The organism is Sulfurimonas autotrophica DSM 16294 (genome assembly GCF_000147355.1).
Classification (GTDB): Bacteria; Campylobacterota; Campylobacteria; order Campylobacterales; family Sulfurimonadaceae; genus Sulfurimonas; species Sulfurimonas autotrophica.
In genome coordinates, this window is sequence record NC_014506.1 from 1,111,310 (window position 1) to 1,136,731 (window position 25,422).

28 protein-coding genes, 1 tRNA gene and 1 other RNA gene are annotated in these 25,422 nt (G+C 35.2%); 25 read left to right on the top strand and 5 right to left on the bottom strand.

Going from position 1 to position 25,422, the window contains the following annotated elements:
- Positions 1-18: 18 nt before the first annotated feature.
- The 8 genes from mdh (at position 19) to SAUT_RS05715 (ending at position 7,545) form a co-directional block, all read left to right on the top strand.
- On the top strand, positions 19-975 hold the full coding sequence (mdh, locus tag SAUT_RS05680; RefSeq protein ID WP_013326918.1) for a malate dehydrogenase: 957 nt from the start codon (positions 19-21) through the stop codon (positions 973-975).
- A gap of 3 nt (positions 976-978) precedes the next feature.
- The gene (gene fumC / locus SAUT_RS05685) at positions 979-2,370 is read left to right on the top strand and encodes a class II fumarate hydratase (protein ID WP_013326919.1); all 1,392 of its coding nucleotides are present in this window, start codon (positions 979-981) and stop codon (positions 2,368-2,370) included.
- A gap of 29 nt (positions 2,371-2,399) precedes the next feature.
- On the top strand, positions 2,400-3,575 hold the full coding sequence (gene sucC / locus SAUT_RS05690; protein ID WP_013326920.1) for an ADP-forming succinate--CoA ligase subunit beta: 1,176 nt from the start codon (positions 2,400-2,402) through the stop codon (positions 3,573-3,575).
- 3 nt (positions 3,576-3,578) lie between these two features.
- Entirely contained in the window at positions 3,579-4,454 is an 876-nt protein-coding gene (gene sucD / locus SAUT_RS05695) for a succinate--CoA ligase subunit alpha (RefSeq protein ID WP_013326921.1), read from the top strand.
- 161 nt (positions 4,455-4,615) lie between these two features.
- Positions 4,616-4,966, top strand: a complete 351-nt coding sequence (locus SAUT_RS05700) for a 4Fe-4S dicluster domain-containing protein (RefSeq protein ID WP_013326922.1) — start codon at positions 4,616-4,618, stop codon at positions 4,964-4,966.
- A complete protein-coding gene (locus SAUT_RS05705; protein WP_013326923.1) occupies positions 4,966-6,120 on the top strand; it encodes a 2-oxoglutarate synthase subunit alpha in 1,155 nt (384 codons plus the stop codon). The genes SAUT_RS05700 and SAUT_RS05705 overlap by 1 nt, the downstream gene beginning before the upstream one ends.
- Positions 6,120-6,977: a 2-oxoglutarate ferredoxin oxidoreductase subunit beta gene (locus SAUT_RS05710; protein WP_013326924.1), complete on the top strand. Its 858-nt coding sequence runs from the start codon at positions 6,120-6,122 to the stop codon at positions 6,975-6,977. The genes SAUT_RS05705 and SAUT_RS05710 overlap by 1 nt, the downstream gene beginning before the upstream one ends.
- 10 nt (positions 6,978-6,987) lie before the next feature.
- Entirely contained in the window at positions 6,988-7,545 is a 558-nt protein-coding gene (locus SAUT_RS05715; RefSeq protein ID WP_013326925.1) for a 2-oxoacid:acceptor oxidoreductase family protein, read from the top strand.
- Positions 7,546-7,646: 101 nt separating this feature from the next.
- Here SAUT_RS05715 and SAUT_RS05720 read toward each other — a convergent pair whose 3' ends face one another.
- A complete protein-coding gene (locus SAUT_RS05720; RefSeq protein WP_013326926.1) occupies positions 7,647-8,264 on the bottom strand; it encodes a TetR/AcrR family transcriptional regulator in 618 nt (205 codons plus the stop codon).
- Positions 8,265-8,438: 174 nt separating this feature from the next.
- Between SAUT_RS05720 and rnpB the strand changes: the two genes are divergently transcribed.
- The 5 genes from rnpB to SAUT_RS05740 all read left to right on the top strand — a co-directional run bounded on the left by rnpB (position 8,439) and on the right by SAUT_RS05740 (position 10,584).
- Positions 8,439-8,764: RNase P RNA component class A (gene rnpB / locus SAUT_RS11120), an RNA gene on the top strand.
- Positions 8,765-8,805: 41 nt separating this feature from the next.
- On the top strand, positions 8,806-9,597 hold the full coding sequence (locus tag SAUT_RS05725) for a glucosaminidase domain-containing protein (RefSeq protein WP_013326927.1): 792 nt from the start codon (positions 8,806-8,808) through the stop codon (positions 9,595-9,597).
- Positions 9,598-9,604: 7 nt separating this feature from the next.
- A complete protein-coding gene (locus SAUT_RS05730; RefSeq protein WP_148218512.1) occupies positions 9,605-9,811 on the top strand; it encodes a hypothetical protein in 207 nt (68 codons plus the stop codon).
- Between the two features lie 74 nt (positions 9,812-9,885).
- Positions 9,886-10,431: a response regulator gene (locus tag SAUT_RS05735; protein ID WP_013326929.1), complete on the top strand. Its 546-nt coding sequence runs from the start codon at positions 9,886-9,888 to the stop codon at positions 10,429-10,431.
- A 78-nt stretch (positions 10,432-10,509) separates the two neighbouring features.
- Positions 10,510-10,584, top strand: a tRNA-Glu gene (locus SAUT_RS05740).
- Positions 10,585-10,695: 111 nt separating this feature from the next.
- Here the strand turns inward: SAUT_RS05740 and SAUT_RS05745 are convergent.
- Positions 10,696-12,948 carry a glutamine--tRNA ligase/YqeY domain fusion protein gene (locus tag SAUT_RS05745; protein ID WP_013326930.1) on the bottom strand — a complete coding sequence of 751 codons (2,253 nt, stop codon included), beginning with the start codon at positions 12,946-12,948 and terminating at the stop codon, positions 10,696-10,698.
- A 101-nt stretch (positions 12,949-13,049) separates the two neighbouring features.
- Between SAUT_RS05745 and gltX the strand changes: the two genes are divergently transcribed.
- The gene (gene gltX / locus SAUT_RS05750) at positions 13,050-14,321 is read left to right on the top strand and encodes a glutamate--tRNA ligase (protein ID WP_013326931.1); all 1,272 of its coding nucleotides are present in this window, start codon (positions 13,050-13,052) and stop codon (positions 14,319-14,321) included.
- Positions 14,318-14,596, top strand: a complete 279-nt coding sequence (locus tag SAUT_RS05755; protein ID WP_013326932.1) for a YggT family protein — start codon at positions 14,318-14,320, stop codon at positions 14,594-14,596. The genes gltX and SAUT_RS05755 overlap by 4 nt, the downstream gene beginning before the upstream one ends.
- Before the next feature lies 1 nt (position 14,597).
- Here SAUT_RS05755 and SAUT_RS05760 read toward each other — a convergent pair whose 3' ends face one another.
- Positions 14,598-15,056, bottom strand: a complete 459-nt coding sequence (locus tag SAUT_RS05760; RefSeq protein WP_013326933.1) for a hypothetical protein — start codon at positions 15,054-15,056, stop codon at positions 14,598-14,600.
- A gap of 353 nt (positions 15,057-15,409) precedes the next feature.
- Here SAUT_RS05760 and mobB point away from each other — a divergent pair, with 353 nt between their 5' ends.
- The 7 genes from mobB to SAUT_RS05795 all read left to right on the top strand — a co-directional run bounded on the left by mobB (position 15,410) and on the right by SAUT_RS05795 (position 22,417).
- A complete protein-coding gene (gene mobB, locus SAUT_RS05765; RefSeq protein WP_013326934.1) occupies positions 15,410-15,913 on the top strand; it encodes a molybdopterin-guanine dinucleotide biosynthesis protein B in 504 nt (167 codons plus the stop codon).
- A 12-nt stretch (positions 15,914-15,925) separates the two neighbouring features.
- Positions 15,926-16,768, top strand: coding sequence for a class 1 fructose-bisphosphatase (locus SAUT_RS05770; protein ID WP_013326935.1), 843 nt, complete (start codon positions 15,926-15,928; stop codon positions 16,766-16,768).
- Positions 16,752-16,958 (top strand): hypothetical protein, encoded by a 207-nt coding sequence (locus SAUT_RS05775; RefSeq protein ID WP_174250631.1) that lies wholly within the window; start codon positions 16,752-16,754, stop codon positions 16,956-16,958. The genes SAUT_RS05770 and SAUT_RS05775 overlap by 17 nt, the downstream gene beginning before the upstream one ends.
- Before the next feature lie 61 nt (positions 16,959-17,019).
- On the top strand, positions 17,020-18,963 hold the full coding sequence (gene metG / locus SAUT_RS05780) for a methionine--tRNA ligase (RefSeq protein ID WP_013326937.1): 1,944 nt from the start codon (positions 17,020-17,022) through the stop codon (positions 18,961-18,963).
- Positions 18,960-19,973 carry a hypothetical protein gene (locus tag SAUT_RS05785; protein WP_013326938.1) on the top strand — a complete coding sequence of 338 codons (1,014 nt, stop codon included), beginning with the start codon at positions 18,960-18,962 and terminating at the stop codon, positions 19,971-19,973. The genes metG and SAUT_RS05785 overlap by 4 nt, the downstream gene beginning before the upstream one ends.
- 25 nt (positions 19,974-19,998) lie before the next feature.
- The gene (locus tag SAUT_RS05790; RefSeq protein ID WP_013326939.1) at positions 19,999-21,132 is read left to right on the top strand and encodes a TRAP transporter substrate-binding protein; all 1,134 of its coding nucleotides are present in this window, start codon (positions 19,999-20,001) and stop codon (positions 21,130-21,132) included.
- 61 nt (positions 21,133-21,193) lie between these two features.
- Positions 21,194-22,417: a putative glycoside hydrolase gene (locus tag SAUT_RS05795; protein ID WP_013326940.1), complete on the top strand. Its 1,224-nt coding sequence runs from the start codon at positions 21,194-21,196 to the stop codon at positions 22,415-22,417.
- On the opposite strand, the gene SAUT_RS05800 is transcribed toward SAUT_RS05795, so the two are convergent.
- Together SAUT_RS05800 and queC are read right to left on the bottom strand one after the other, a co-directional pair.
- Positions 22,406-23,068: a M48 family metallopeptidase gene (locus tag SAUT_RS05800; protein WP_013326941.1), complete on the bottom strand. Its 663-nt coding sequence runs from the start codon at positions 23,066-23,068 to the stop codon at positions 22,406-22,408. The genes SAUT_RS05795 and SAUT_RS05800 overlap by 12 nt on opposite strands.
- On the bottom strand, positions 23,061-23,744 hold the full coding sequence (queC, locus tag SAUT_RS05805; protein WP_013326942.1) for a 7-cyano-7-deazaguanine synthase QueC: 684 nt from the start codon (positions 23,742-23,744) through the stop codon (positions 23,061-23,063). Before queC ends, SAUT_RS05800 begins: the two co-directional genes overlap by 8 nt.
- Before the next feature lie 92 nt (positions 23,745-23,836).
- Here queC and SAUT_RS05810 point away from each other — a divergent pair, with 92 nt between their 5' ends.
- From SAUT_RS05810 to SAUT_RS05820, 3 genes are read left to right on the top strand one after another with little or no spacing between them, the layout of a single operon-like run.
- Positions 23,837-24,019: a hypothetical protein gene (locus SAUT_RS05810; RefSeq protein WP_013326943.1), complete on the top strand. Its 183-nt coding sequence runs from the start codon at positions 23,837-23,839 to the stop codon at positions 24,017-24,019.
- Positions 24,020-24,069: 50 nt separating this feature from the next.
- Entirely contained in the window at positions 24,070-24,489 is a 420-nt protein-coding gene (ybeY, locus tag SAUT_RS05815) for an rRNA maturation RNase YbeY (RefSeq protein WP_013326944.1), read from the top strand.
- 2 nt (positions 24,490-24,491) lie between these two features.
- Complete coding sequence (locus SAUT_RS05820) at positions 24,492-25,421, top strand: calcium/sodium antiporter (RefSeq protein ID WP_013326945.1); 930 nt, start codon at positions 24,492-24,494, stop codon at positions 25,419-25,421.
- Position 25,422: the final 1 nt, after the last annotated feature.

Here is a 25,422-nt window from a genome sequence, read left to right on the forward strand (position 1 = left end):
TAATATTAAGGAGCATATATGAGTCAAGGAAAAAGAGTAGGGATAGTAGGTGCTGGTAATGTTGGCGCAACAGTAGCTTACTCTCTGGCAATGCTTGGATCATGTCATGAAATTATACTTCGTGACAATAAGATAGATGTAGCAAAGGGAAAGGCTCTTGATATGTCCCAGGCAGCTTCTGCTGTAAGAAGTCATACTGTAGTAAGTGTTGCTGAAGAGATGTCTGATTTAGTTGATTGTGATGTCGTTGTAGTAACTGCAGGCAGTCCAAGACTGCCGGGTATGAGCCGTGATGATTTACTGATGATAAATGCAAAAATCACAAAAGAGGTAATTGAAGGTATTGCAAAGTATTCTCCAAATGCAATTGTAATTATGGTCTCAAACCCACTTGACGCTATGACATATGTAGCACTCAAAGAGAGTGGATTTGATAGAAGCCGTGTTATAGGAATGGCTGGAATACTTGACAGTTCAAGAATGGCTGCATTTATTCAAGAAAAGCTTGGATATGGCGGTGGACAGATTCGTGCTTCGGTTATGGGCGGTCATGGAGATGACATGGTGCCTCTTCCTCGTTATTCTACTGTAGCAGGTGTTCCTCTTTCGGATGTACTTACTAATGATGAAATAGCTGAAATTGTTGACAGAACGCGCCATGGTGGTGCTGAAATAGTCGGTTATTTAAAAACAGGCTCAGCATACTATGCTCCTGCAAAATCAACAGCAATTATGGTAGATGCGATACTTAAAGATACAAAACAGATTCATCCGTGTGCAGTATGTTTAGAGGGTGAATACGGTTACAGTGATGTTGTTTCAGGTGTTCCTGTAATGCTTGGTGCCAAAGGTGCTGAAAAAATCATCGAAGTAACTCTTGATGAAAAAGAAAAAGCAATGTTTGCTCAATCTTGTAAATCTGTTCAAGATTTAATAGATACTTTAAATAAAAATAAATTTTTTGAAGGGAAATAAATAATGAAAACTCGTATAGAAAAAGACACAATGGGAGAAATTGAAGTACCTCAAGATGCTTATTGGGGAGCTCAAACACAAAGAAGTATTCAAAACTTTAAAATCGGTGAAGAAAAAATGCCATATGAAATTACTCGTGCATTTTCATACCTGAAAAAAGCAGTAGCACTTGTCAATAAAGACCTTGGAAAACTTGATGCTAAAAAAGCCGATGCAATTGCGCAGGCTGCTGATGATATGTTAGCAGGTAAACTTGACGGAAATTATCCTCTAGTTGTATGGCAAACAGGTTCAGGTACGCAATCAAATATGAACAACAACGAAGTGCTTGCAAATCGTGCTACTGAAATACTTGGCGGTGATTTTACAAAAGAAAAGCTTGTTCACCCTAATGATGATGTAAATAAATCTCAATCTTCAAACGATACATATCCAACTGCTTTACATGTAGCTTCTGTTATCGCTGTTGAAGAGCAGCTGCTTCCAGCTATTGCAAAACTTAAAGCTACGCTTCAAGCAAAAAGTGAAGCTTTTAAAGATATCGTAAAAATTGGTCGTACACATTTACAGGATGCAACGCCTTTAACGCTTGGTCAAGAAATAAGCGGCTGGGTTGAAATGCTTAACAAATGTGAAAAAATGGCTAAAGATTCACTTGAAGCTGTTCGAGAATTAGCACTTGGCGGAACTGCAGTTGGAACAGGATTGAATGCTCACCCTGAGCTCGGCGAAAGAGTCGCTAAAAAATTAAGTGAACTTACTGGTCATGATTTTATCACTGCACCAAACAAGTTTCATGCACTTACTTCACATGATGCACTTGTTTTTGCTCATGGTGCCCTAAAAGCGCTGGCAGCAGATATGATGAAAATCGCAAATGATGTAAGATGGTTGGCTTCTGGACCACGTTGTGGTTTAGGTGAAATTGAGATTCCTGCAAATGAACCTGGAAGTTCTATTATGCCGGGTAAAGTAAATCCTACACAAAGCGAAGCAGTAACAATGGTTACTTGTCAAGTTATGGGTAATGATGCAACAATCGGTTTTGCAGCTTCACAAGGTAATTTTGAATTAAATGTTTTTAAACCTGTTATTGCTTACAATTTCTTACAATCAGTGCGTCTTTTAAGTGATTCTATCGTTTCATTTAATGACAATGCTGCTGTAGGTATTAAACCTGTTGAGAGTAAAATAGATCACTATCTGCATGATTCATTAATGCTTGTAACTGCTCTTAACCCATATATTGGATATGAAAATGCAGCTAAAATTGCAAAAACTGCGCATGCAAATAACTCTACATTGAAAGAAACAGCTGTTGAACTGGGTCTTTTGACACCTGAGCAGTTTGACGAATATGTAAAACCAGAAGAAATGATAGCGCCCAAGGCCTAAACATCCCCAATTTAAAACAAGGAGAATAGATGAATATACATGAATATCAGGCAAAACAGATTTTTGCTCAGTATGGTGTTCCAACACCTAGAGGTATGGTGGCAAACACACCAGATGAAGCAGTAAAAGCTGCACATGAATTAGGTGGAAACATTTGGGTAGTAAAAGCACAAATACATGCTGGAGGACGCGGACTTGGCGGTGGTGTTAAGCTTGCAAAATCTATAGAAGAAGTAAAAGAGTTAGCAGGCGAAATCTTAGGAATGACACTTGTAACTCACCAAACAGGACCAGAAGGTAAACTTGTACAAAAAGTTTATATAGAAGAGGGTGCAGATATTAAAGATGAGTTATATCTTTCTGTAGTACTTGACCGTGCACAAGAGATGCCTATTATTATGGCTTCAACTGAAGGCGGTATGGATATTGAAACTGTTGCGGAAAAAACTCCGGAAAAAATCATTAAAGTGACTATTGATCCTTCTATTGGATTTCAGGGATTTCACGGTCGTGAATTAGTTTTTGGTCTTGGAATTACAGATAAAAACGAACAACGTAAAATGATTGATTTTGCTTCTAAACTTTATAAAGTTTATATGGATAAAGATGCAGAAATGATTGAAATCAATCCATTGATTAAAACCGGAGCAGGGGATTTTATTGCACTAGACGGTAAAATGGGATTTGATGATTCAGCTCTTGGGCGTCATCCTGAACTCGAAGATATGCGAGATATATCTGAAGAAGACCCGGATGAAAGAGAAGCGAGTCAATATGGTCTTTCTTACATCGCTCTTGATGGTGAGATTGGTTGTATGGTAAATGGTGCCGGCCTTGCGATGGGTACTATGGATACTATTAACTATATGGGTGGAACACCTGCAAACTTCCTTGATGTTGGTGGTTCAGCAAATGCTGAGACAGTTGCGAAAGGTTTTGAAATTATTTTGAAAAACCCAAATGTAAAAGCTATTTTTGTAAATATTTTCGGTGGTATTGTACGTTGTGACCGTATTGCAAACGGAATTTTGGAAGCTACAAAACTTGTAGATGTTCATGTTCCTGTTATTGTTCGTCTTGATGGTACAAATGCACCAGAAGCAGCAGAAATTCTTAAAAATGCAAATATTGCTAATGTTATTGCTGCAACAGATTTAGCAGACGGTGCTGCAAAAGCAGTAGCTGCAGCAAAAGGAGAGTTATAAAATATGTCTATTTTAGTAAATAAAGATACAAAAGTTATCGTTCAGGGTTTTACTGGTAAAGAGGGTACTTTTCATGCTGAGCAATGTATTGATTATGGTACAAAGATTGTTGGCGGCGTAACGCCAAACAAAGGTGGTGAGACACATCTTGGTAAACCGGTTTTTAATACTGTTAAAGATGCAGTAGATGCTACCGGCGCTACTGTTTCTATGGTTTTCGTTCCACCTGCATTTGTTGCAGATGCCGTAATGGAAGCTGCTGATGCTGGAATTGAACTTGCTGTAATTATTACAGAAGGTGCTCCTGTTAAAGATATGATGTATGCTAAACAATATGCTACAAAACATAATATGAAAACAATAGGGCCAAACTGTCCCGGTATTATTACTGCTGATGAGTGTAAAATCGGAATTATGCCTGGTATGATTTTCAAAAAAGGAAATGTCGGATTGATTTCTAAATCTGGTACATTAACGTATGAAGGTGCAAACCAAGTTGTTAAAGAAGGTTTTGGTATTACAACTGCAGTTGGTATTGGTGGAGACCCGATTATTGGTCTTTCATACAAGCAAATTTTACCGATGTTTGAAGCAGATCCAGAAACTGAAGCAATCGTTATGATTGGTGAAATTGGTGGGGATCTTGAAATTCAAGCTGCAAAACTTATTAAAGAACAAATAACTAAACCTGTTGTTGCATTTATTGCGGGTCAAACTGCTCCTAAAGGCAAACGCATGGGGCATGCCGGTGCCATTATCTCTGGAAGTGCCGGAACTGCAAAAGAAAAAATGGATGCATTAGAAGCAGCTGGTGTAAAAGTAGTTGTTTCTCCTGCTGAAATTGGAAAAGCTGTTGCAGAAGTGTTGGCTGCTAAATAGTTATTGAAATTCTAGCTTGTGTGAGCCTCGTTATGTAACACTTTTGTTACTAACGGAGCGTCATCAGCACATTTTAGAATAAAATTAATAAAACTTAGATACTCTTTGAGTATAAAAAGTAGTATACAAAGTTAATTTGTATCTTAAAAATAGGAGAATAAATGGGAACTTTTAAAACTGAAAACCCAGGCGATCAACCTGTATGGGTTAATACAAGCAACTGTAAAGCATGTGATATTTGTGTATCAGTATGTCCTTCAGGTGTACTTGGAATGGTTTATGAAAAAACATCTACACTTGGAGCAATGATTTCTATTGATCATCCAGAAGCTTGTATTGGATGTATGGAATGTGAATTGTCTTGTCCTGATTTTGCAATTTATGTGGCTGATAGAAAAGAGTTAAAAACTGCTGGATTAGGCTTTGCTAAACTAACAGATGAGTCAAAAGCTAGACAAGCTGCGATTGTCGCAAATAATTATATGTCTTTAGACGAAGAAGGAGCTAAATAATGGCAAGAGAAGTAATTTCAACTGGTAATGAACTTGCAGCAAAAGCTGCAGTAGAAGCTGGTGCTAGATTTTTTGGAGGATATCCGATTACTCCATCATCAGAGATTATGCATGTATCTTCAGATATGTTACCAAAAGTTGGCGGAACAGCAATACAAATGGAAGATGAAATAGCCGGTATTTCCGCTGCACTTGGTGCTTCTATGGCTGGTACAAAATCATATACTGCGACTTCAGGTCCTGGTATTTCACTCAAAGCTGAACAAATTGGTCTTGCTTTTATTGCTGAAATTCCATTGGTAATTTTCAATGTAATGCGTGGTGGCCCATCAACTGGTCTTCCAACTCGTGTTTCTCAAGCAGATATTGGTCAAGCACAATACCCAACGCATGGTGATTATGCATCAATTACTTTATGTGCCGGTTCACTAACTGAGTGTTATACACAAAGTGTTCGTGCATTTAATTTAGCTGAAAAATATATGACTCCTGTATTTATGCTTTTAGATGAAACAATTGGGCACATGCATGGCAAAGCGATGCTTCCTGATACTGAAGAGATTGAAAGTTCAATTATAGATAGAGAAAAATTTCATGGTAATCCGTCTGATTATAAGCCTTATGATGTGCCTATGAATAAACCAGCTGTACTTAATCCTATGTTTGAAGGATATAAATATCACATTACTGGTCTTCACCATGGTGATGAAGGCTTCCCGACAGAAGATGCTGCACAATGTGAATTCAATATTGAACGTTTAGTTGGTAAAATAAACACTGTACATTTAGAAAATAATGGACTTGATGATTTACCGGATTATGAAGAAGTTGATTTGGAAGATGCAGATGTTTGTATCATCGCTTATGGTTCAATAGCACTTGGTGCTTATGAAGCTGTTAAAAAACTTCGTTCAGAAGGTATTAAAGCTGGTCTATTTAGACCAATTATGTTGTGGCCATCTCCTATTAAAAGACTAGAAGAGATTGGTAAGAAATTCGAAAACAGAATTATGGTTACTGAACTTAATATGGGTCAGTACTCAAAAGAAATTGAACGCGTTATTAAGCGTAATGATTTTACTACTTTACTAAAAGCAAATGGTCGCCCAATAGCACCTGCTGAAATGGTAGCAAAAGTTAAGGAGATGATTTAATGGCATTTAATTATGATAAATATTTACGTGTAAACAAGATGCCGACACTATGGTGTTGGGGTTGTGGTGATGGTGTTATTTTAAAAGCAACTATCCGTGCTATTGAGAAAATGGGTTGGGATATGGACAATGTTTGTGTTGTATCTGGTATTGGTTGTTCTGGCCGTTTTTCTTCATACATAGATTGTAACACTGTTCATACAACGCATGGTCGTACTGTTGCATATGCAACAGGTGTTAAGCTTGCTAAGCCGCATGCAAATGTAATCGTTGTTGCAGGAGACGGTGATGGTCTTGCAATTGGTGGAAATCACACCATTCATGGTTGTCGTCGAAATATTGATTTGAATTTCATTTTAATCAATAACTTTATTTATGGCCTTACAAACTCTCAAACATCTCCAACTACACCTCGTGGTTTTTGGACTGTTTCTCAAAAGAATGGTAATATCGATCCGACTTTTAACGCTTCTAACTTGGCAATTGGGGCAGGAGCTTCTTTTGTTGCTCGTGAAGCAATGACAGACCCTAAAAAATTAGAAAAAATTCTTGTAAAAGCTTTTTCTCATAAGGGTTTCAGTTTTATTGAAGTACTTTCTAATTGTCACATTAATCTTGGTCGTAAAAATAAAATGCTTTCAGCAATGGACAATTTGAAATGGATTGATGACATCACTTTACCACTTAAAAAATGGGAAGCTCTTGAAGATGAAGTTGAAAAAGAAAATATACTTCCAACTGGTGTATTAAGAGAAGTTGAACAAGAAGAATACTGCGATATGTATAAAGAGATTCAAATGGCTGCACAAGGTCAACGTGCTAAAATCACTCAAGCTGATTTTGAGAAAAAAATATAAGGAGTTATAAATGAGACATACTTTAAGATTTACTGGTGTTGGTGGACAAGGTGTTCTTCTTGCCGGTGAAATTATGGCTGCTTGTAAAATTAAGAATGGTGGTTATGGTTTAAAAACTGCTACTTATACTTCTCAAGTGCGTGGTGGTGCAACAGTTGTTGATATTACACTTGATGATGAAGAAATTCGTTATCCGTATGCAAATGAAGGCGAGATTGATTTCATGCTTTCTGTTGCAGATGTTTCTTATCACCAATTTAAAAATGGTGTAAGACCAGGTAACAAAATTGTTGTTGATCCAAATCTTGTTCACCCAACTGATGAAGACAGAAAAACTTGGGAAATTATTGAGATTCCTATTATTACAATTGCAAAAGAAGAGGTTGGTAATGTTATTACTCAATCTGTTGTTGCTCTTGCAATTACAAATACAATGACTGGTGTACTTCCAGAAGAGTCTTTAGTAGAAACAATGCTTTCTAAAGTTCCTAAAAAAGTACATGAAGCAAATATAAAAGCATATGCACTCGGTAAAGCATATGCACTAGATGCAATGGGAACTAAATAATTAGTTGACTTTTGCATTTATATCAAAAAGCAGTCTCTTCTGAGAACTGCTTTTTTTTAATCCTCAATTTAATATTAATTAGTATCTAATATTTTATAGTATTAGATTTTTATACTTTCCCAAAAAAAATCTACATGTTTTTCAAATTGTGTTGCAAGTGCATTAGTAGAATGCGCATCAAATCTCAATAAAGTAACTTGTAGTCGAATATAGAATAGGGTGCTGATAAATTCATAAGCAATAAGCATTGGATCAGAAGAGCGGATTAAAGAGTTTTGCATCATAACAAAGAATGCTCCTGAGAGCAATTTAATATTTTTGTCATGGTACTCGCTTATAAACTGCTCTCTAAGGCTCTTATTTTGCATAAGCTCTATCATGAGTAACCTAAACATATTTTCGTTGCTCTTATCGAATGTGAGCATCTTATACTGCATAGTATATTTTTGTAAAAATGCTTTTCCTCTCAACGCTAATTCTTGTATTTCTTCATCACTAAAAGAGAAGGGAGATGAAAAGATATTCTTTGCAACCTCTAAAAATATCTCTTCTTTATTTTTATAATGGTTATATATGGCACTTTCTCTAATGCCTACTTCAGATGCTATTTTTCTGACACTTGTACCTTTGTATCCGTACTGAGAGAAGAGGGCTGTTGACACTTTGAGTATCTTCTCTTTGGTTCCACTTCTTTTGATGATATCCCTGTTTTCAGGCATTTGTACTCCTTTTTTAGTATATGAACAATTGTTAATACAAATAGAATTATATATGAACAAACGTTAATATATACTGAAACAAAAAGAACACTTGTTCATATGAAAACTATCTGATGTGAACGATTGTTAATATATAAAATTGGCATAATAAATGACAATTCAGTATAATTGCATTAGGTATAAGAGATAGTAACTTGAACAAGTTTCAAGAGGAAAGTCCGAGCTGCTGTAAGACAGTGTTCCATTTAACTAATGGCCGTAGTAATGCGAGGGAAAGTGCAACAGAGATTAGACTTCTACATTTTATGTAGTAAAGGTGAAAAGGTGGTGTAAGAGACCACCAGTCTTTATAGCAATATAGAGAGCTTGTAAACCCAACATGGCAGCAAGAAACAAATGGTTAGCGTCTTACAATGCTATTGTTTCGCTAGAGGCACAACGCAAGATGTGCAGTAGATTAATGCTATCACACAAAACTCGGCTTATCTTATACCTTAAACACTCTCAAGAGAGTAGATAATTTTTCAAGAGAATTTACATTATGTTAACCAAAACATATAATACTGATAATATACGATATATCGTGCTTAGCATACTGCTTATAATAAGTTCTTTGGATGCAGGCTCTTACAGCTACAGAAAGTACCCCCATGTCAAAAAGTTTTATAAAGAAATCACACCAATAGCTATAAAAATATCAAAAGAACACAATCTTCCTGCAGCATCACTGTTGGCTATCGCCGGTTTAGAATCTGGATACGGCAGAGGTTATGTTTGTCAAATTACAGGAAATATTATGAGTCTGGGAGCATTTAAAAGCGACCCCGAGCTTCCGGCGCTTACCTTACCCTACTCTAAATCAAAACAGCAGATACTCTTTGATAAAAATGAGATTAAAAAACACACCAAAGCCGATTTAGACTATAAAAAACGCCATAAAAGTTTGAAAAAAGACTATAGACCTATGCAATATGCAGGAACTGTTAAAAATCTTGAATTATTAAAATATAATGAAAAACTCAGATGCCAGGCACACAATGCTTGTTTAAATGACTTTGCTACAAGATGGATATGTAAAAAATCAAACATAAAAGCCTTTAAAAATGCAAAAATATGGCTTGAAACCTTAGTTGCAGATAATAATAAAAATATATTATTTAATATGAATACAAACAGCAGGTTTATTGACAAGATAGGTGGTGTTAAAAACTCTTTTAACTACAGAAAGTCTTGGCCAAAAAAGGCAAAACAAGTGATGAAAAAAGCGGGTTTAGTTGAGTTAGTAAACAATATACAAAACAAACATATGAGCTTCGATGAAGCCTGGGAGTAAAAATAAAATGGAAAAAAAAGAACAACTCATTAAAGATATACAAAATCTTTTAAACAGCTATGATGGAGTACGCCCTACCTCAATTAACCCTGATTTATTAAATTTTATGGATGAAGAAACACTCATCAGTATAATAGATTCTTTGCTAACACAAAAAGAAAAAAATAGTGAATCTGATGTAGAGTGGCTGGAACAATTTAAAACAAATTCATAATATTGTTTATAAATGTTAGCGTTATTAACTATTTGTAGTGTATAATATAACAAATTAAAATATAGGGATATACAATGAGTAATTTAGACTTAATTCAACTAACCGAACAAACAAAAAAACTTACAGCGATGGTTGTAGAAGATGAAAAAGTAACCAATGAGCTTTTAAGTTCTACTTTTAAAAACTTTTTTGCAAAAGTAGAATCATGTTTTGACGGAGATACAGCATTAAAGATTTATGAGCAGATGAAACCAGATGTAATATTTGTGGATATCATCATGTCAGGAATGGACGGAATTGAACTTTCTCGTAAAATCCGTGAGATTAATCCTAATCAAATCATTATTGTTATATCTGCAAGTAATGATATGGAAAAAATTTCTGAATCAATTGAAGTTGGTGTCAACAGCTTTATTCAAAAACCTATTGATACAAAAAAAATTATTGAGCTTTTAGGCAATGTCGTTTCTATGATAGCGAAAAAGAAAAAAATAGAAACAAAAACATTTTCAATCTCTCTTCCTTTAGATTTATATGAAACAGTTAATGACAATGCAAAAGCTGAAAGTATTTCTAAAAATGCTGTCATTATTAGAGCTCTTCGCAGTTTTTATGAATAGTTAATAAAACATATGGATTTTATCTTTTTTTAAGGATATTGTCTATATAATTTCGGCTCAACAAAACGTTGAGCATGTGGCCCCGTCGTCTAGCGGTTAGGATCCATGGTTTTCATCCATGTTACAGGAGTTCAATTCTCCTCGGGGTCACCACTTTCTTACAATAAAATAATCATAAAATCATTTAAATAAATATATAACTCAAATCTGAAATGTTGATGGGATTTAAATAAAGACCAGTTAAACACTAGCCTTTAGAAGTAATTATTGTAACTTTTGTGCAACAAGTTCATTTACAACTTTTGGGTTTGCTTTGCCGCCTGTCTTTTTTAACACTTGTCCCACAAAGAAGCCCAATAGTTTGGTATTTCCTGCTTTAAATTTGGCAACATTGTCTGGGTTATTTGAAATTATTTCATCAATAATAGGAGAAATTTTAGCTGGGTCACTTATTTGCACCAGTCCTTTAGCTTTAACTATTTGTGTCGGGTTTTCTCCTGTCTTAGCCATTTCTTCAAACACTTGTTTTGCAATTTTACTTGAGATAGTATCAGCATCAATCATTTTTACAAGTTGCGATATGTGCCCTGCACTAAATTTCAATTCATCTGCTTGTGCTTGTTTTAGTTCTCTAGCTACTTCATTAACCACAATGTTAGATATACTGACAGGGCAGTTAAAAGCACACAGAGCATCTTCAAAAAAGTTTGATAGAAATTTATCACGAGCTAAAGTATTCGATACTTCGCTGTTTAACCTAAGTTCATTAGTATATTTTTCAAACAATATTTTTTGCTCATCAGTCATAGGTGCAACTTCACCGTCTACTTGCACTTTTTTAGGCTGTGGTTTAGGTGCAGTCTGCTTTGTTTTTGCCTTTTTTGCCCAAGAATCTTTCAGACCTACGATTTTATTAAACACAGGATTCTCATCACTGTAATCAATCGGATCGGTATAAAAATATCCTTGTCTCTCAAACTGAAATCTTTCATCAGGTTTTTCAGTGATGACAGCAGGTTCGATAAATGCATTTTTGATAATTTGCAGCGAGTTTGGATTAAGATCTTCAATCCCTTCCGGTGCTTCGTTTTTAAAGAGTCTGTCATAGAGTCGTACTTCTACTTTTTTAGCATCTGCAACACTCACCCACTGAATCGCACTTTTTACCTTTATGCCGCTTGTATCTTCAGCGCCGCTTTTAGAATCAGGATAATACTCGGCTTTTATTTCTGTAATATTTCCGTTTTCGTCTTTGATGACCTCTTTACAACTAATAATATAACCATGTCTGAGTCTTACAGGTTGCTCAGGTGTAAGACGGAAGTAACCTTTTGGAGGGTTTTCTGCAAAGTCATCTTTTTCAATATAAATTTCTTTTGAGAATGGTATCTTTCTTGAGCCCTCTTTTGGCACATCATGCGGATAGTATGGCGCTTCAAGCTCCTCGGAGCCTTCATAATTTTCAATCGTTACTTTAAGAGGATCAAGAACACACAAAACTCGAGGCACTTTTGGATTTAAACCATCTCTTATACAAAACTCAAGCTGTGCGACATCAACCACAGAGTTCGCTTTTGCTATACCGATTTGGTCACAAAAGTTTAAAATGGACTCCGGGGTGTAACCTCTTCTTCTGTACCCTGCAATCGTAGGAAGGCGAGGATCATCCCATCCACTCACATATCCACCTTCAACCAGTTCTAAAAGTTTTCTTTTACTCATGACTGTATAGTTAATATTAAGTCGTGCAAATTCATACTGATAAGGACGAGGCGGTTTTAGTTCAAGAGTATCTAATACCCAGTCATAAATATCACGGTTATTTTCAAACTCTAATGTACAAATTGAGTGTGTGATGCCCTCTATATAGTCAGATAAACAGTGTGCAAAATCATACATTGGATAGATTGACCATTTATCTCCTGCTCTGAAGTGATGAGCATGTCTAATACGATATAAAAGAGGATCCCTCATTTTCATATTGGCTGCACTCATATCTATTTTTGCTCTCAAAACATGCTCACCATCTTTAAATTCACCGTTTTTCATTCTCTCAAAAAGATCTAGATTCTCTTCTACACTTCTTTGTGCAAATTTACTACGTTTACCCGGTTGCGTAACAGTTCCGCGATACTCGCGTATTTCATCCTCGCAAAGACTATCAACATAAGCTTTACCCATTTTGATAAGCTTGATAGCATAATCATGTATCTGAGAAAAATAATCAGAAGTAAAATATAGATGCTCACCCCAGTCAAACCCAAGCCATTTTACTGCATCTTCAAGAGCGTGAACATATTTTGTGTCTTCTTTGGTTGGGTTGGTATCATCCATTCTTAGGTTACAGTGACCATTATAATCACGAGCGATACCAAAATTTATAGATATGGATTTCGCATGTCCAATGTGAGGAAAACCATTAGGTTCCGGTGGAAATCTTGTAACTATCTCTTTATATTTACCTGATTTTAAATCATTTTCAACTATCGTACGTAAAAAATCTTTTTTCTTGTTCATTATTACTAAACCTTTATTATAAGGATTGTATTTTATCAAACTAGAGCTTATAATTAATCAAATTTTTGTTAAAATTACAAAAAAATTACCTAGGAATATTAATGCTAAGATTTGCATCCAGCCCTACTGGTGATATGCATATAGATGACCTAAGAGTTGCTCTCTTAAACTATATTGTATCAAAACAAAAAAATGAAGATTTAATTGTCAGGATAGAAGACACAGACAAAGAGAGAAATATAGAAGGCAAAGACCAGGAAATACTGGATATTTTAGGACTTTTTGGCATTGAGTACTCTCAAGTTATTTATCAAAGTCAAAATTTTCGTTTTCATTCAGCCATGGCACTGCAGCTTTTACATGAAAAAAAAGCTTTTGCCTGTTTTTGTTCACCCGAGTGGTTAGAAAAAAAGTGTGATGAAGCAAAAGAAGCTAAAAAAGCCTATTGCTACGATGATGCCTGCAGAAACCTCCCGCCGGAACTCGTTATAGACAACACTGCCCCTTTTACGGTTAGAATAGCACGTCCAGAAAAACCTATTGTTATTCAAGATCACATCAAAGGTGAAATTAGTTTTGATCCTGATGCCGTTGATAGTTTTATAATAATGCGACTAGACAAAACACCTACTTATAATTTTGCCTGTGCTGTTGATGATATGCTGAGTGATATTTCTCTCATCATTCAGAGTGAAGACCAAATAGACAACAGCCCAAAACAGGTACATGTAAGGAATCAGCTTGGATATGATAAAAAAATGGAATATGCACATTTACCTATGATCTTAAATGATGATATATTAAGTGTTAAATGGCTTTTAGAAGAAGGTTATTTGCCTGAGGCTATCTCAAATTATTTAATATTAATCGGAAACAAGCCCCCAAAAGAGATATTTACTGTAAAAGAAGCAATAGAATGGTTTGATTTAGACAAAATTTCAAAAAGCCCTGCCCGTTTTGATTTAGATATGCTTAAACACATTAACAAAGAACATTTAAAAAATCTTGATGCAACAGAATTATCGCGTTATGTGGGTTTTGCTGATGCAGAAATAGGCGAACTTGCGCGTATTTATCTGGAAGAAGCAGGTACAACAAAAGAACTCAAGGAAAAAGTTGCACCGATTTTTGCAAAAAGAGATATTCCCCAAGAGTTTACAGAACAAACTGCGCTTATGGCAAAAACAATTAAAGATGCACCCTATTTTGAAGAATATGATGATTTCAAAAATTATATATTGAAAGAAACAGGACTAAAGGGCAAAAACTTTTCTAAACCCCTTCGCATCTTACTTACAAATGCTAAGAATGGACCTGATGTTGCAGAAGTATATAAATATCTTAAAAACTATATTAAGGAGATTGTCAAATGAGCGCATTAGTTGAAATTATACAAGGAATCGGCGGAATTTTCATAGGACTGATAAATGTCTATATTTGGGTGATTATTATAGCAGCACTGCTTAGTTTTGTGAACCCTGACCCATACAATCCTATTGTTCAGTTTCTTTATAGAGTCACAAACCCGGCATATGCGTTTGTGAGAAAATTTATACGAACAGACCTCAATGGTCTGGATTTTGCACCGCTGATTATTATTATAGCCTTACAAGTACTTATAGTTATTATTCGATCTATACTGTATTAAATTACCGGTCTTGCTTAAAGACCAATGCAGCGGAACTTTTTCCGATTTGAACCTTCAAGTTCAAAGTTCCCTGCTGCTTTGCAAAACCGACAAGATAATATTTATTCCATTTTGACTTAAATGAAGTCAGTGCTGTAAACTCATTTTCAGCAGATAATTCTTCCGCCAAAAGTGCAGGCATACCATTTAAAGAAAAGTTGATTGCATCATTTTTGTTTTTAGCATACAAATATACATAAAAATATTCATGATCACTATATAATTCTGGATTTATTTTGTTTAAATATACAGCTGTGATGATACCGACAACTTCAGCTTTTTTATTAATAACTTTACTGCTCTGAATATTATCTTCAGCTAACTCTTGAGACTCTGATATGTGAAACCTTTCAAAAGCATTTTTTTGTGCACATCCCCAAAAAGTTATCATTAATAATAATATTGGTAATAAAAATTTCATTTTCAGCCTTATTTTTTAAAAGAATTATATCTTATTAAACTCTTCTTTTGTATAATAGACTTCCTGAATAACCTAAATATATCTCAGAGGGAAGAAAAAAAGATGAAATTGTATAAAACTTTTTTAAAGCGTAGCCATAGCTACGGTGAGAAAAAGTTTTGTGCAAGTTCGCTTTTTTTATCTCTCCCTTTGGGCAATTTATAGAGAGCTTTACTCTGCGTTAGATAACCTTCACCGTAGCTACGGCTACGCTGAAGAACATCTGCCTTGATTAAAACTCTCTATAAAATGCTGAGATATAGTTAGGTTATTCAGGAAGTCTAATATCTTAAAATTTAAACAAAAGTCATACATTGAAAAAAAGATTAGCAGTTGCATTTACAGGACCGTCCAACAGCGGTAAAACAACATTAATACTAAAAGTAGCCAGAAAACTTATTCATGAACATCATTTGGAAGTGGCTATTATAAAGCATGATCCAAAAGATAAAGCCAGATTTGATGTTCAGGGTAAAGACAGTTACAAATTTAGTGATACAGGTGCTGAAGTTATAGTGACTTCGCCAAGTAGAACAACATATTTTTCACATCGTCATGCAGAGCTCGATGAAATGATACGTATGTTTCACAGTTTTGATATTTTGCTCGTTGAAGGATTAAAAAATTTACCCCTGCCTCGAATAAGTATATTTAGAAATAGTATTGACGAAGATTATTTTCCGTATATGGATGCGCTGGCAATAGATGAAAGCGTCAACATCAGTGCATACACGCTGCCTGAAGAGGTAGATATTTTAAATTTAAATTCTACGGATGAAGTTATATCATGGATACTGAAAAATGCAAAAAAAGTTTAAAAAGGAACATAAATGAGAGATATATTTGATGCAATTCAAAAAAGTGCAAAAAGAATTAAAGATGCGATAGACGTAAAAGACATAGGTTACTCACAGCAGGAAAACAGCTCGGGTGAAACACAACTGGAGCTTGATATTAAGTGTGATATGATTATTGAAGAAGAATTTTCAAAAGTTTCTTCTATAAATACGATAGCCAGTGAAGAAAAAGAGCATGAAGAAGTTTTACATGCAAACGGAAAGTATTTTATAGCTTACGATCCTCTTGATGGTTCATCATTAATTGATGTAAATCTTAGCGTAGGTTCAATTTTTGGTATTTATGAAGGTGCTTTTGGGACGGAAAAAATGGTAGCTGCATGTTATGTAGTATATGGTCCGCGAGTTGAAATGGTCTTTGCTCAAAACAAAACAAAACTGTATCTTTTACAGGCTGGTGAGTTTGAATTTGTCAAAGAAATCAGACTTGGTGAAAAAGGCAAGATTATGGCTCCAGGTGGAACACAACAAAACTGGGAAAAATACCATAAAGCCATGATAGACGGCTTTTTTGCCGAGGGGTATCGTCTTCGATATTCAGGTGGAATGGTTCCTGATTTGCACCAAATTCTTCTTAAAGGCGGCGGACTCTTCAGTTACCCTGCTACAAGTGATAAACCAAAAGGAAAACTTCGCCGCCTTTTTGAAGTTTTCCCTTTTGCCTTTGTATATAAAACATCTGGTGGTGAAGCCATAGATGGTAAAAATGAGCTTATGAGTCTTGGTCATGCACATATTCATGACACTTCTCCATGTTTCTTTGGTTCAAAATATGAAGTTGACAGAGTAAAAGAGGTATATGCAAAGAATGCATGAGAAGCCAAAAGATAAGTTTGAATTATATCTTGATGAGATGATACAAAAAGTTCAAGCGTGTCAAGAACAAAAAAGCCATAAAAGCTGTAGCGTATGCGAACACTATTTTGGTTGTGAATTACGAGATGAATATATCAAAGCCGTTTATAACAGTATGTCAAAAGGCGAAACAGGCGGATTTGAATTTTAATACTATTGGCAATATAAAACATTTTAGATAAAATACATTAAATATTTAACAGGAAAACAAATTGAGTAAATACATAACAACACCTATATACTATGTCAACGGAGAGGCTCATATTGGGCATGCTTACACGACTTTCATCGCAGACACTATGGCACGCTATGAAAGACTCAAAGGTGAGGATACTTTCTTTTTAACAGGAACGGATGAACATGGACAAAAAATAGAAGAGTCCGCAGAAAAAGCCGGTAAACCTACACAAGAGTTTGCAGATGAAATCAGTGCAACTTTTAAAAACCTTTGGGATGAATTTGGTATCAGTTATGATAAATTTATACGTACAACCGATGAAGACCATAAAAAAGGTGTGCAAAAAGCTTTTGAAGTTATGTATGCAAAAGGCGATATTTATAAAGATTTCTACGAAGGTCACTATTGTGTGAGCTGTGAAACATTTTTTCCGGAGACGCAACTTATAGACGGTGAATTTTGTCCTGACTGCGGAAGAGCTACCAGTATAGTAAAAGAAGAGAGTTATTTTTTCAAACTTTCCAACTATGAAGACAAGCTGTTAGAGCATTATGCAAATCATCCTGATTTTATTATGCCCCGCTCTCGCGCAAATGAAGTTGTAAGCTTTGTAAAAGGTGGTCTTCGCGACCTTTCTGTAACACGTACATCATTTAGCTGGGGTGTAAAAATGCCCAAAAGTATTGGGGATGACAAGCATGTTATGTATGTTTGGCTTGATGCGCTTTTAAACTATATTACTGCTCTAGGATATGGCAGTGATGAAGCAAAAATGAACTATTGGCCGGCAGATATTCACTTTGTAGGTAAAGATATACTTCGTTTTCATGCTATTTACTGGCCTGCATTTTTAATGAGTCTTGGTTTAGAACTGCCAAAACATATAGGTGCACATGGCTGGTGGACACGCGATGGTGAAAAAATGAGTAAATCTAAAGGGAATGTCGTCTCTCCAAAAGAAGTTGCAGATGCCTACGGTGTAGAAAATCTTCGTTACTTTATGCTACGGGAGGTTCCTTTTGGGCAAGACGGTGATTTTTCGCAAAGAGCATTTATAGATAGAATTAACTCGGAACTCTCTAATGATTTGGGGAATCTTCTTAACCGTATCATTGGTATGAGCGGAAAATATTCTGATTTTGAGATAGACAGTGTTGATGTAGAAAAATATCATGCTAAAGAAATTACTCAAATGAATACAGTTCTTAATTCTCTTGATAGCTTTATGGAAAATTTACAAACACATAGATACCTTGAAGAGCTATGGAAACTCTTTGCAATCGGTAACGGTGTTATTCAAGAGTATGAGCCATGGGTGAAAATGAAAAACAACCAAAAAGATGAAGCACTCGCTACCGTCGCTGTAGTTGCAAACATCTTGGCAAAAGCTGCTGTCATGCTGCACCCTATTATGCCAAACACAACGAACATTATTGCCGATGCACTTTCTTTTGAAATAAATAATGCAAGCTATAAAGAGCTTATCATTGATAAAAAGCTATTAAAATTATTTAATATCAAAAAAGTTCCGCCTCTTTTTCCTCGTGTTGAAGAGCCTTTAATGCAAGAAGCTCCAAAAGCTGAACCTGAAACAATAAAAGAAGAGCAAAACTCTAACAACAAAGTAAAAGAGACAAAAAAAGAAGATGATAATCTTATAGAGATTGGCCAGTTTTTTGAAACATCTTTAAAAGTTGGGACAGTTGTTGCAGCCGAAGAAGTACCAAAAAGTAAAAAACTTTTAAAACTGCAGGTTGATTTGGGCGAAGAAAGTCCAAGACAGGTTGTTGCAGGAATAAAAGAGTTTTATTCTCCTAATGATTTAATGAATACTCAAGTATGTGTCGTAGCGAACCTAAAACCTACCAAACTTATGGGCATGATTAGTGAAGGCATGCTTCTTGCTGCTAAAGATGAAGATGGTTTATGTTTAATAAGACCCGAAAAACCTAAAAAAGCAGGCACACCTATTGGATGAGACTTGAAAATACTCTAGCACTTACACATGGAGAGTTAATAAACACTCCTTTTGTAAATAGTTTTAATAACATTGTTTTTGATGCAAAAGCTGTAAGAAGAGGTGATCTTTTTATCGCATTTGATGAAAGTACTATAAAAGATGCCATTTTTAATGGTGCATACGGTGTTGTATTTGATAAACCTACACAAATAACAGACAGTGAAATAGCCTGGATAAAAGTCAAAGATCTTGAAGACACCCTAAAACGTCTTCTGCGTTTTGAACTTATTAATAAAGAAATATCAGTGTATGCCTGTGATGAAATCATACTCAAACTTGCTCTGCAAGTTGTTACAGAACCAAATTTTATTGCTTTAGATGGTGACATTAAGACTATTTTTAAAGAGTTGTCTGGTATACAAAATGGTTCTACCGTCCTGTTCAGTCCTGCTCTGACTTCCACGGATTTGTTTACAAATATTAAAGAACTGCCAAAAAATAAGGCACAAAATATAAATATTATTGAACAGACTCTTTTTGAGACATCTTTTATATATGACAATATATTTTATGAAAGGCAACTTGTTTCGCCATTTTTTATGCCTTATCTTGAACAGCTGCTTTATTTGTTTAAAATTTTAAAAATCAATTTCAGATTGAGAAAATTTACACCGATAGACCATTTCGAAGCAGTTTTTACAAACAAAAACTTTGAAATAAAAGATTTTGGTACCAGTGATAAGGTATTAATATTTGAAAAAAGCACCTCTTTAATAGAAAATGAAATAAGCTTTTTACAAAAACAGGCTACATGGGCAAAGATTATTTATATTATTCCCTTTACATGTAAACAGTCACTTGATGCAGGCACTTTAGAACATGAAAATATTTTTATTTATAAAAACAAAGATGAAATAAAAAATATCTTGCAATCAAGTAATTTTCATTTTGCCCTCATTGTTGGTGCAGATAAAACTTTATTGGAAAAACCTTTAACCAGACAGACACAATTAACTTTGGATTTTTAACAAACAAAACCATAAGGACAAATAGATGAATCGTAGAGATTTTTTAAGTACGGCAACTGTTGCTTCTGCAGCCATAGCACTCAATGGCTGTAATGAGGGCAAGCATGTTGCTATAGACTATTCAAAACACCCTCAAAAGCACAGCGATACTGTAAAAAATATTCATTTTAATAAAAATAAAAAAACAGTTATAAAACTAGCAACAAGCTGGCCCGCACATTTTCCTATAATGGGTACGGGTGTTGAAAAGTTTGCAAAACGTGTTAAAGAAATAAGTGGTGGAACATTAGAGATCAAAATTTATCCTAAAAATGTCCTTGTTCCTGCTTTAGCGGTCTTTGATGCTTGTTCCAGCGGTCAAATAGATGCTTTTCACTCTGGGCCATATTATTGGAAGGGTAAAAATTCTGCTTTTTCACTCTACAGCGGCATTCCTTTTGGTTTTACAGCAGAAGAAGTTAACTCATGGATGCTTTACGGCGGAGGCATGGATTTATGGAGAAAACAGTATGCAAAGTATAACTTGCATCCGTTTTTAGGCGGAAATACAAATATTCAAATGGGCGGATGGTTTAGAAAACCCATCAATTCTTTGGCAGATATGCAGGGGCTCAAAATGCGTATTCCTGGTCTTGGCGGAGAAGTTTTTTCACGCATGGGTGTTAACCCTATTCTTTTGCCTGCAGGAGAAATTTATACTTCGTTGGAGCGCGGTGTTATTGATGCGACCGAGTGGGTAGGCCCTGCGCTTGACATCAAAATGGGCTTTTATAAAGTTGCGCCCTACTATTACTCTGGATGGCACGAACCCGGTTCTGTGCTTGAGTTAACATTCAATAAACATACTTGGAATAAACTAGCACGTGAGCATCAGTCAATGATTGAAGTTGCATCAAGCGAAATGAATGCAAATATGGCAACAGAATTTCATTATGAAAATATACATGCCTTACAAAAGCTCAAAAGCCTGGATGTAAAACTTGCAAAATTTCCCGATGATGTAACACAAGCAGGTAAAAAAGCCCTACAAGAAGTCATAACTGATTTAAGTACTGATAACAATGACTTTGCGAAAGTTTATGCATCAATAAAAGCACATCTAAAGCTCTCCAAAGAGTGGAGTGATGCAAGTTTGGGTTATTTTTTAAATATCAGATAGTTTAGGCTCTTTATTTGCTTAAAGATAGTAGTATTTCAAAAAATCATCTAAAGAGATTCTATTGAAAAAATTACTGTTCTTAACATTTTTATTTACGACATTGGCATACGCATCTTTCCAAGGCAGGCTTATTGATGCAAATACATCACAGCCAATCAATGCTGTGATTATCAGTGATTCTTCTTTCTCAATAAAAAGTGATGAAAACGGCTCTTTTTTTATAAACTCTAAAGAAAAAACATATCATATTAAAGCGTACGGATACAGACCCTATACGTTTTCATCGGATTTAAATACAACCACTATAAAACTTATTCCCATTACGGTAAAAGCGCTTTACCTCACTTTTTGGGGAGCAAGCAATAATTCAGGGACCTTAAAAAAAATACTTAAACTCATAGATGAAACCCAGGCAAATGCACTTGTTGTCGATGTGAAAAATGAATATGGCTCAACATCATTCTGGACAGGATTTAAGCAGGCAAACAGCTATGGTGCCTACAAAAAACGCACAAACAGAGATATTAAAAAATTCATGAAAATTATGAAAGAAAAAAATATTTATACTATTGCCAGAATCGTTACCTTTAAAGATGAACTTCAGGCATCCAATAATGTTGATTATGCTATAAAAAGAGACACCAATAACAGCATATGGAGAAATCATGACAATATGGCCTGGGTTGATCCGTTTGATAAGCGCTCACATAATTACGCAATATCTATCGCCGAAGAAGCGGCAAAAGTCGGTTATGATGAAATTAACTTTGACTATATCAGATTTCCGGCAAAAAAGGGACTTAAATTTTCAAAACAATGCAATCAGCCTAATCGCACAAAAGCCATAGAAGTTTTTTTAGACCGGGCACAAAAAAGATTGAGAAAATATGGTGTATTTATATCGGTTGACACATATGGTAACATCTGCTGGTCAAAAGATGATAACGGCATAGGGCAAACTGTTTCATCACTAGCAGCGCATGCAGATTACCTTTGCCCAATGCTTTACCCCTCAGGATTTTCAAGTGGTTCTTTTTATTTTAAATATCCGGCAGAACATCCTTATGAAGTTATATACAGAAGTATAAAAAATATTCAAGACAGAGTGCCAAGCAATAGAATAAGACCCTGGCTGCAATACTTTAAAGACTATACACATACAAAAAAAGAGTATAAAAGAAAAGAGATTCAAGAACAGATAAAAGCAGCCCAAGACATAGGCTCAAACGGATGGATGCTTTGGTCTCCTTCAAGTAAATATCATAAAAATTATTTACGCAGGTAAGCGGATATCTTTTAATCTTTTTCTGAGAGTTTTTGAATGAGGTAAATACGCTTCAACCAGTTCGTGAAAACGTTTTGAATGGTTCATATGTACAAGATGTGCAAGCTCGTGAACTACTACATAATCAACAAGTTCTTTTTGGACTTTCATCAGCTGCGTATTAAGCGTGATTTCTTTTGAAGAGCTACAACTCCCCCACCTGCTTTTCATCTTTCTAAATTTTAAAACCTTATAATCCAAATTCATTATATTTGCAAAGTATTGTACTCTTTGAGGCAGATATTCATGAGAAATATATTTATAAAAATCATCATAAGCAGACAACACTCTCTTTGGCTCACTAGTACGCAGACGATGGAGTTTAGCCCGCAGATACTCCGCCTCATTACTGTCTATACTATAAATTTCACCAAATATCATTACTTCATCTTCCAAATTCACCTGTAGTTGCTGATTGAGAAAATTTTTATGAAGCTGTTTTCTAATCCACAGCTCTTTTTCATGAAAAAAATCCACTGCGTAGCGTTCTTGCTTATATGGTGTTTTTATAACTATGCTTGAGTCATGATTTACTTTAATATAACTGTGTTTGAGTTTTGGAGCATACACTAACTCTGCACTTAACTCTTTACATGTAATGGTTTTATTCATAAGGAATCGGATCAGTCACACCTGCTGTTTCAAAGCCGTTTAGGCGAAGTCTGCAGCTGTCACAAATACCGCAGGCTTTCTTTTCATTTTTATAGCAGCTCCAAGTTAATTCCAAAGGAACATTCAACTTCAATGCTTCTTGCACGATTTGAGATTTTTTGAGATGCACCAAAGGCATTTTTATTTCTATATTTGTCTCTTCTTTTGTCCCTAGATTAATAGCATTTTGCATCGCTTTTATATACTCTTCCCTGCAATCAGGATAACCACTGCTGTCTTCTTCGACTACACCGATACTAATTATCTGGGCACTCTCTTTTTCGGCTATTGCAGCTGCCATCGATAAAAAAATACCGTTTCTAAAAGGTACATAGGTCACGGGTACACCCTCTTCTATGCCTTGAGTCGGAACTTCTATTGTTTTATCTGTTAATGCTGAAGCGCCCAGTTGCTTAAAAAAGTCCAAATCCAAAATATATTTTTGCTTTACATGTAAGCTCGCGCATATATTTTCAAAACATTCAAGTTCTTTTGTTTGCGTTCTTTGGTCATAATTAAAGTGAACTGCTATGATTTCATAACCTTCATTTTGCATCATATAAGCACTTAAAGTAGAGTCCATACCCCCACTCATGATACATACGGCTTTTTTATTTGTTTTATTTTCTTTTTTCATGATAAAATTTTACCATAACTAAATATTTTTTTTAATCTTAACTAAAAGAATTAAGTTATATACTCTGCAATAAAGATAATAAGGAGATAATCATGGAAGTATCATCTTCAACACAAAGTTCATCCGGTGGCGTAGGACAAGTTGACATTCTGAAAAAAGCACAAGATGTTCAGGCTCAGCAAGTACTTAAAGTATTAGAGGATGCACAGGAACAATCACAAGAAATAACTGCACAAAAAACAGGTGTAGGAAAAAATATAAACATTACAGGTTAAATTCCTCCTCTTGCTTGGCAGATGATTTCACATCTGCTATAATTCCACTTATGATAGATATTGACAATAAAACTTCATTTGAAGTAAACAACACATTACTCCAAAAAATTGCCTCAAGCGTAACAGACAAAGATATTGAACTTGTTGTTACTACAAATGATGAAATACAACAAATCAACAAAGAATACAGAAATATAGACAAGCCGACTGATGTACTTAGTTTTCCTTATGAAGAGATGCCTATGAGTCCTCTTGGAAGCATTGTTGTGTCACAAGATTTAGTTATAGCAAAAGCTAAGGAGCTAGGTCATGCACAAGAAGATGAATTTACACTGCTTTTTATACACGGACTTTTACATCTACTCGGATATGATCATGAAATTGACAATGGTCAAATGCGACAAGAAGAAGAGAGACTCATAAATGAATTTAACCTTCCCAAGAGTTTAATAGTCAGAACGCAAGGATAATAATGGATTACGTTATATTTATAGCCGCAATGGCTGCTTTGATTTACGGAGCTGATTTTATCATTAAAGAGTCAGAAAGAATCGCTCTTCATTTTAATATTTCACATTTTGTTATTGGTGCGACTTTGGTGGCTTTTGGCACATCCCTGCCGGAAATGGCAGCTTCAATGGTAGCATCGGCACACGGAAAAAGCGATATGGCAGTTGCCAATGTTGTTGGTAGTGTCATTTTTAATATTACTTTGGTTTTGGGTGTCGTTTTCATGATAGCAAAATCAATGAACCCAGATAGAGACCTTTTTTCCAAAGACAGTGCCTGGGTTATAGTGCCTTTGGTTATCTTTTTTATTATGGCACTGGATGGAAAGATCAGCCGCATTGACGGTGCTTTATTCTTACTTATGATGGTTTCTTATCTTATATTTTTATTTGGCAGTAACAAAGAAGAGCTGGAAATTGAAATTGACGAAGAGCTGGAAAAAGAAAAGTTTAACTGGTCTAAAAGTATTGTATTACTTGGAATCGGTTTTGTTTTAACAATTGGCGGAGCAAATTTCGTTGTTGAAAGCGGTACAAATATTGCAAGAAGCTTACATGTAAGCGAATGGATTATCGGTTTGTTTTTAATATCTTTGGGTACCTCTTTGCCTGAACTCGTAGTATCACTTGTTGCTGTAAAAAAAGGCCATGCGGAGATGAGCATAGGAAATATTATAGGCTCAAATGTAGCCAATTTTTCTATGGTTTTAGGCGGTGCAGCGCTTTTAAATCCACTCAGCGTAAACCTTGCAGCTACAAAATTCGATATGCTCATTTTAGCTGCAGCATCAATCGCATTGCTCTTTGTTTTGGCAAACAAACTTTACAATAAAGCCGGTGGTATATTTCTTCTTACGATTTTAGCTCTTTTTATTCAAAACGCGTTTGTTTAAA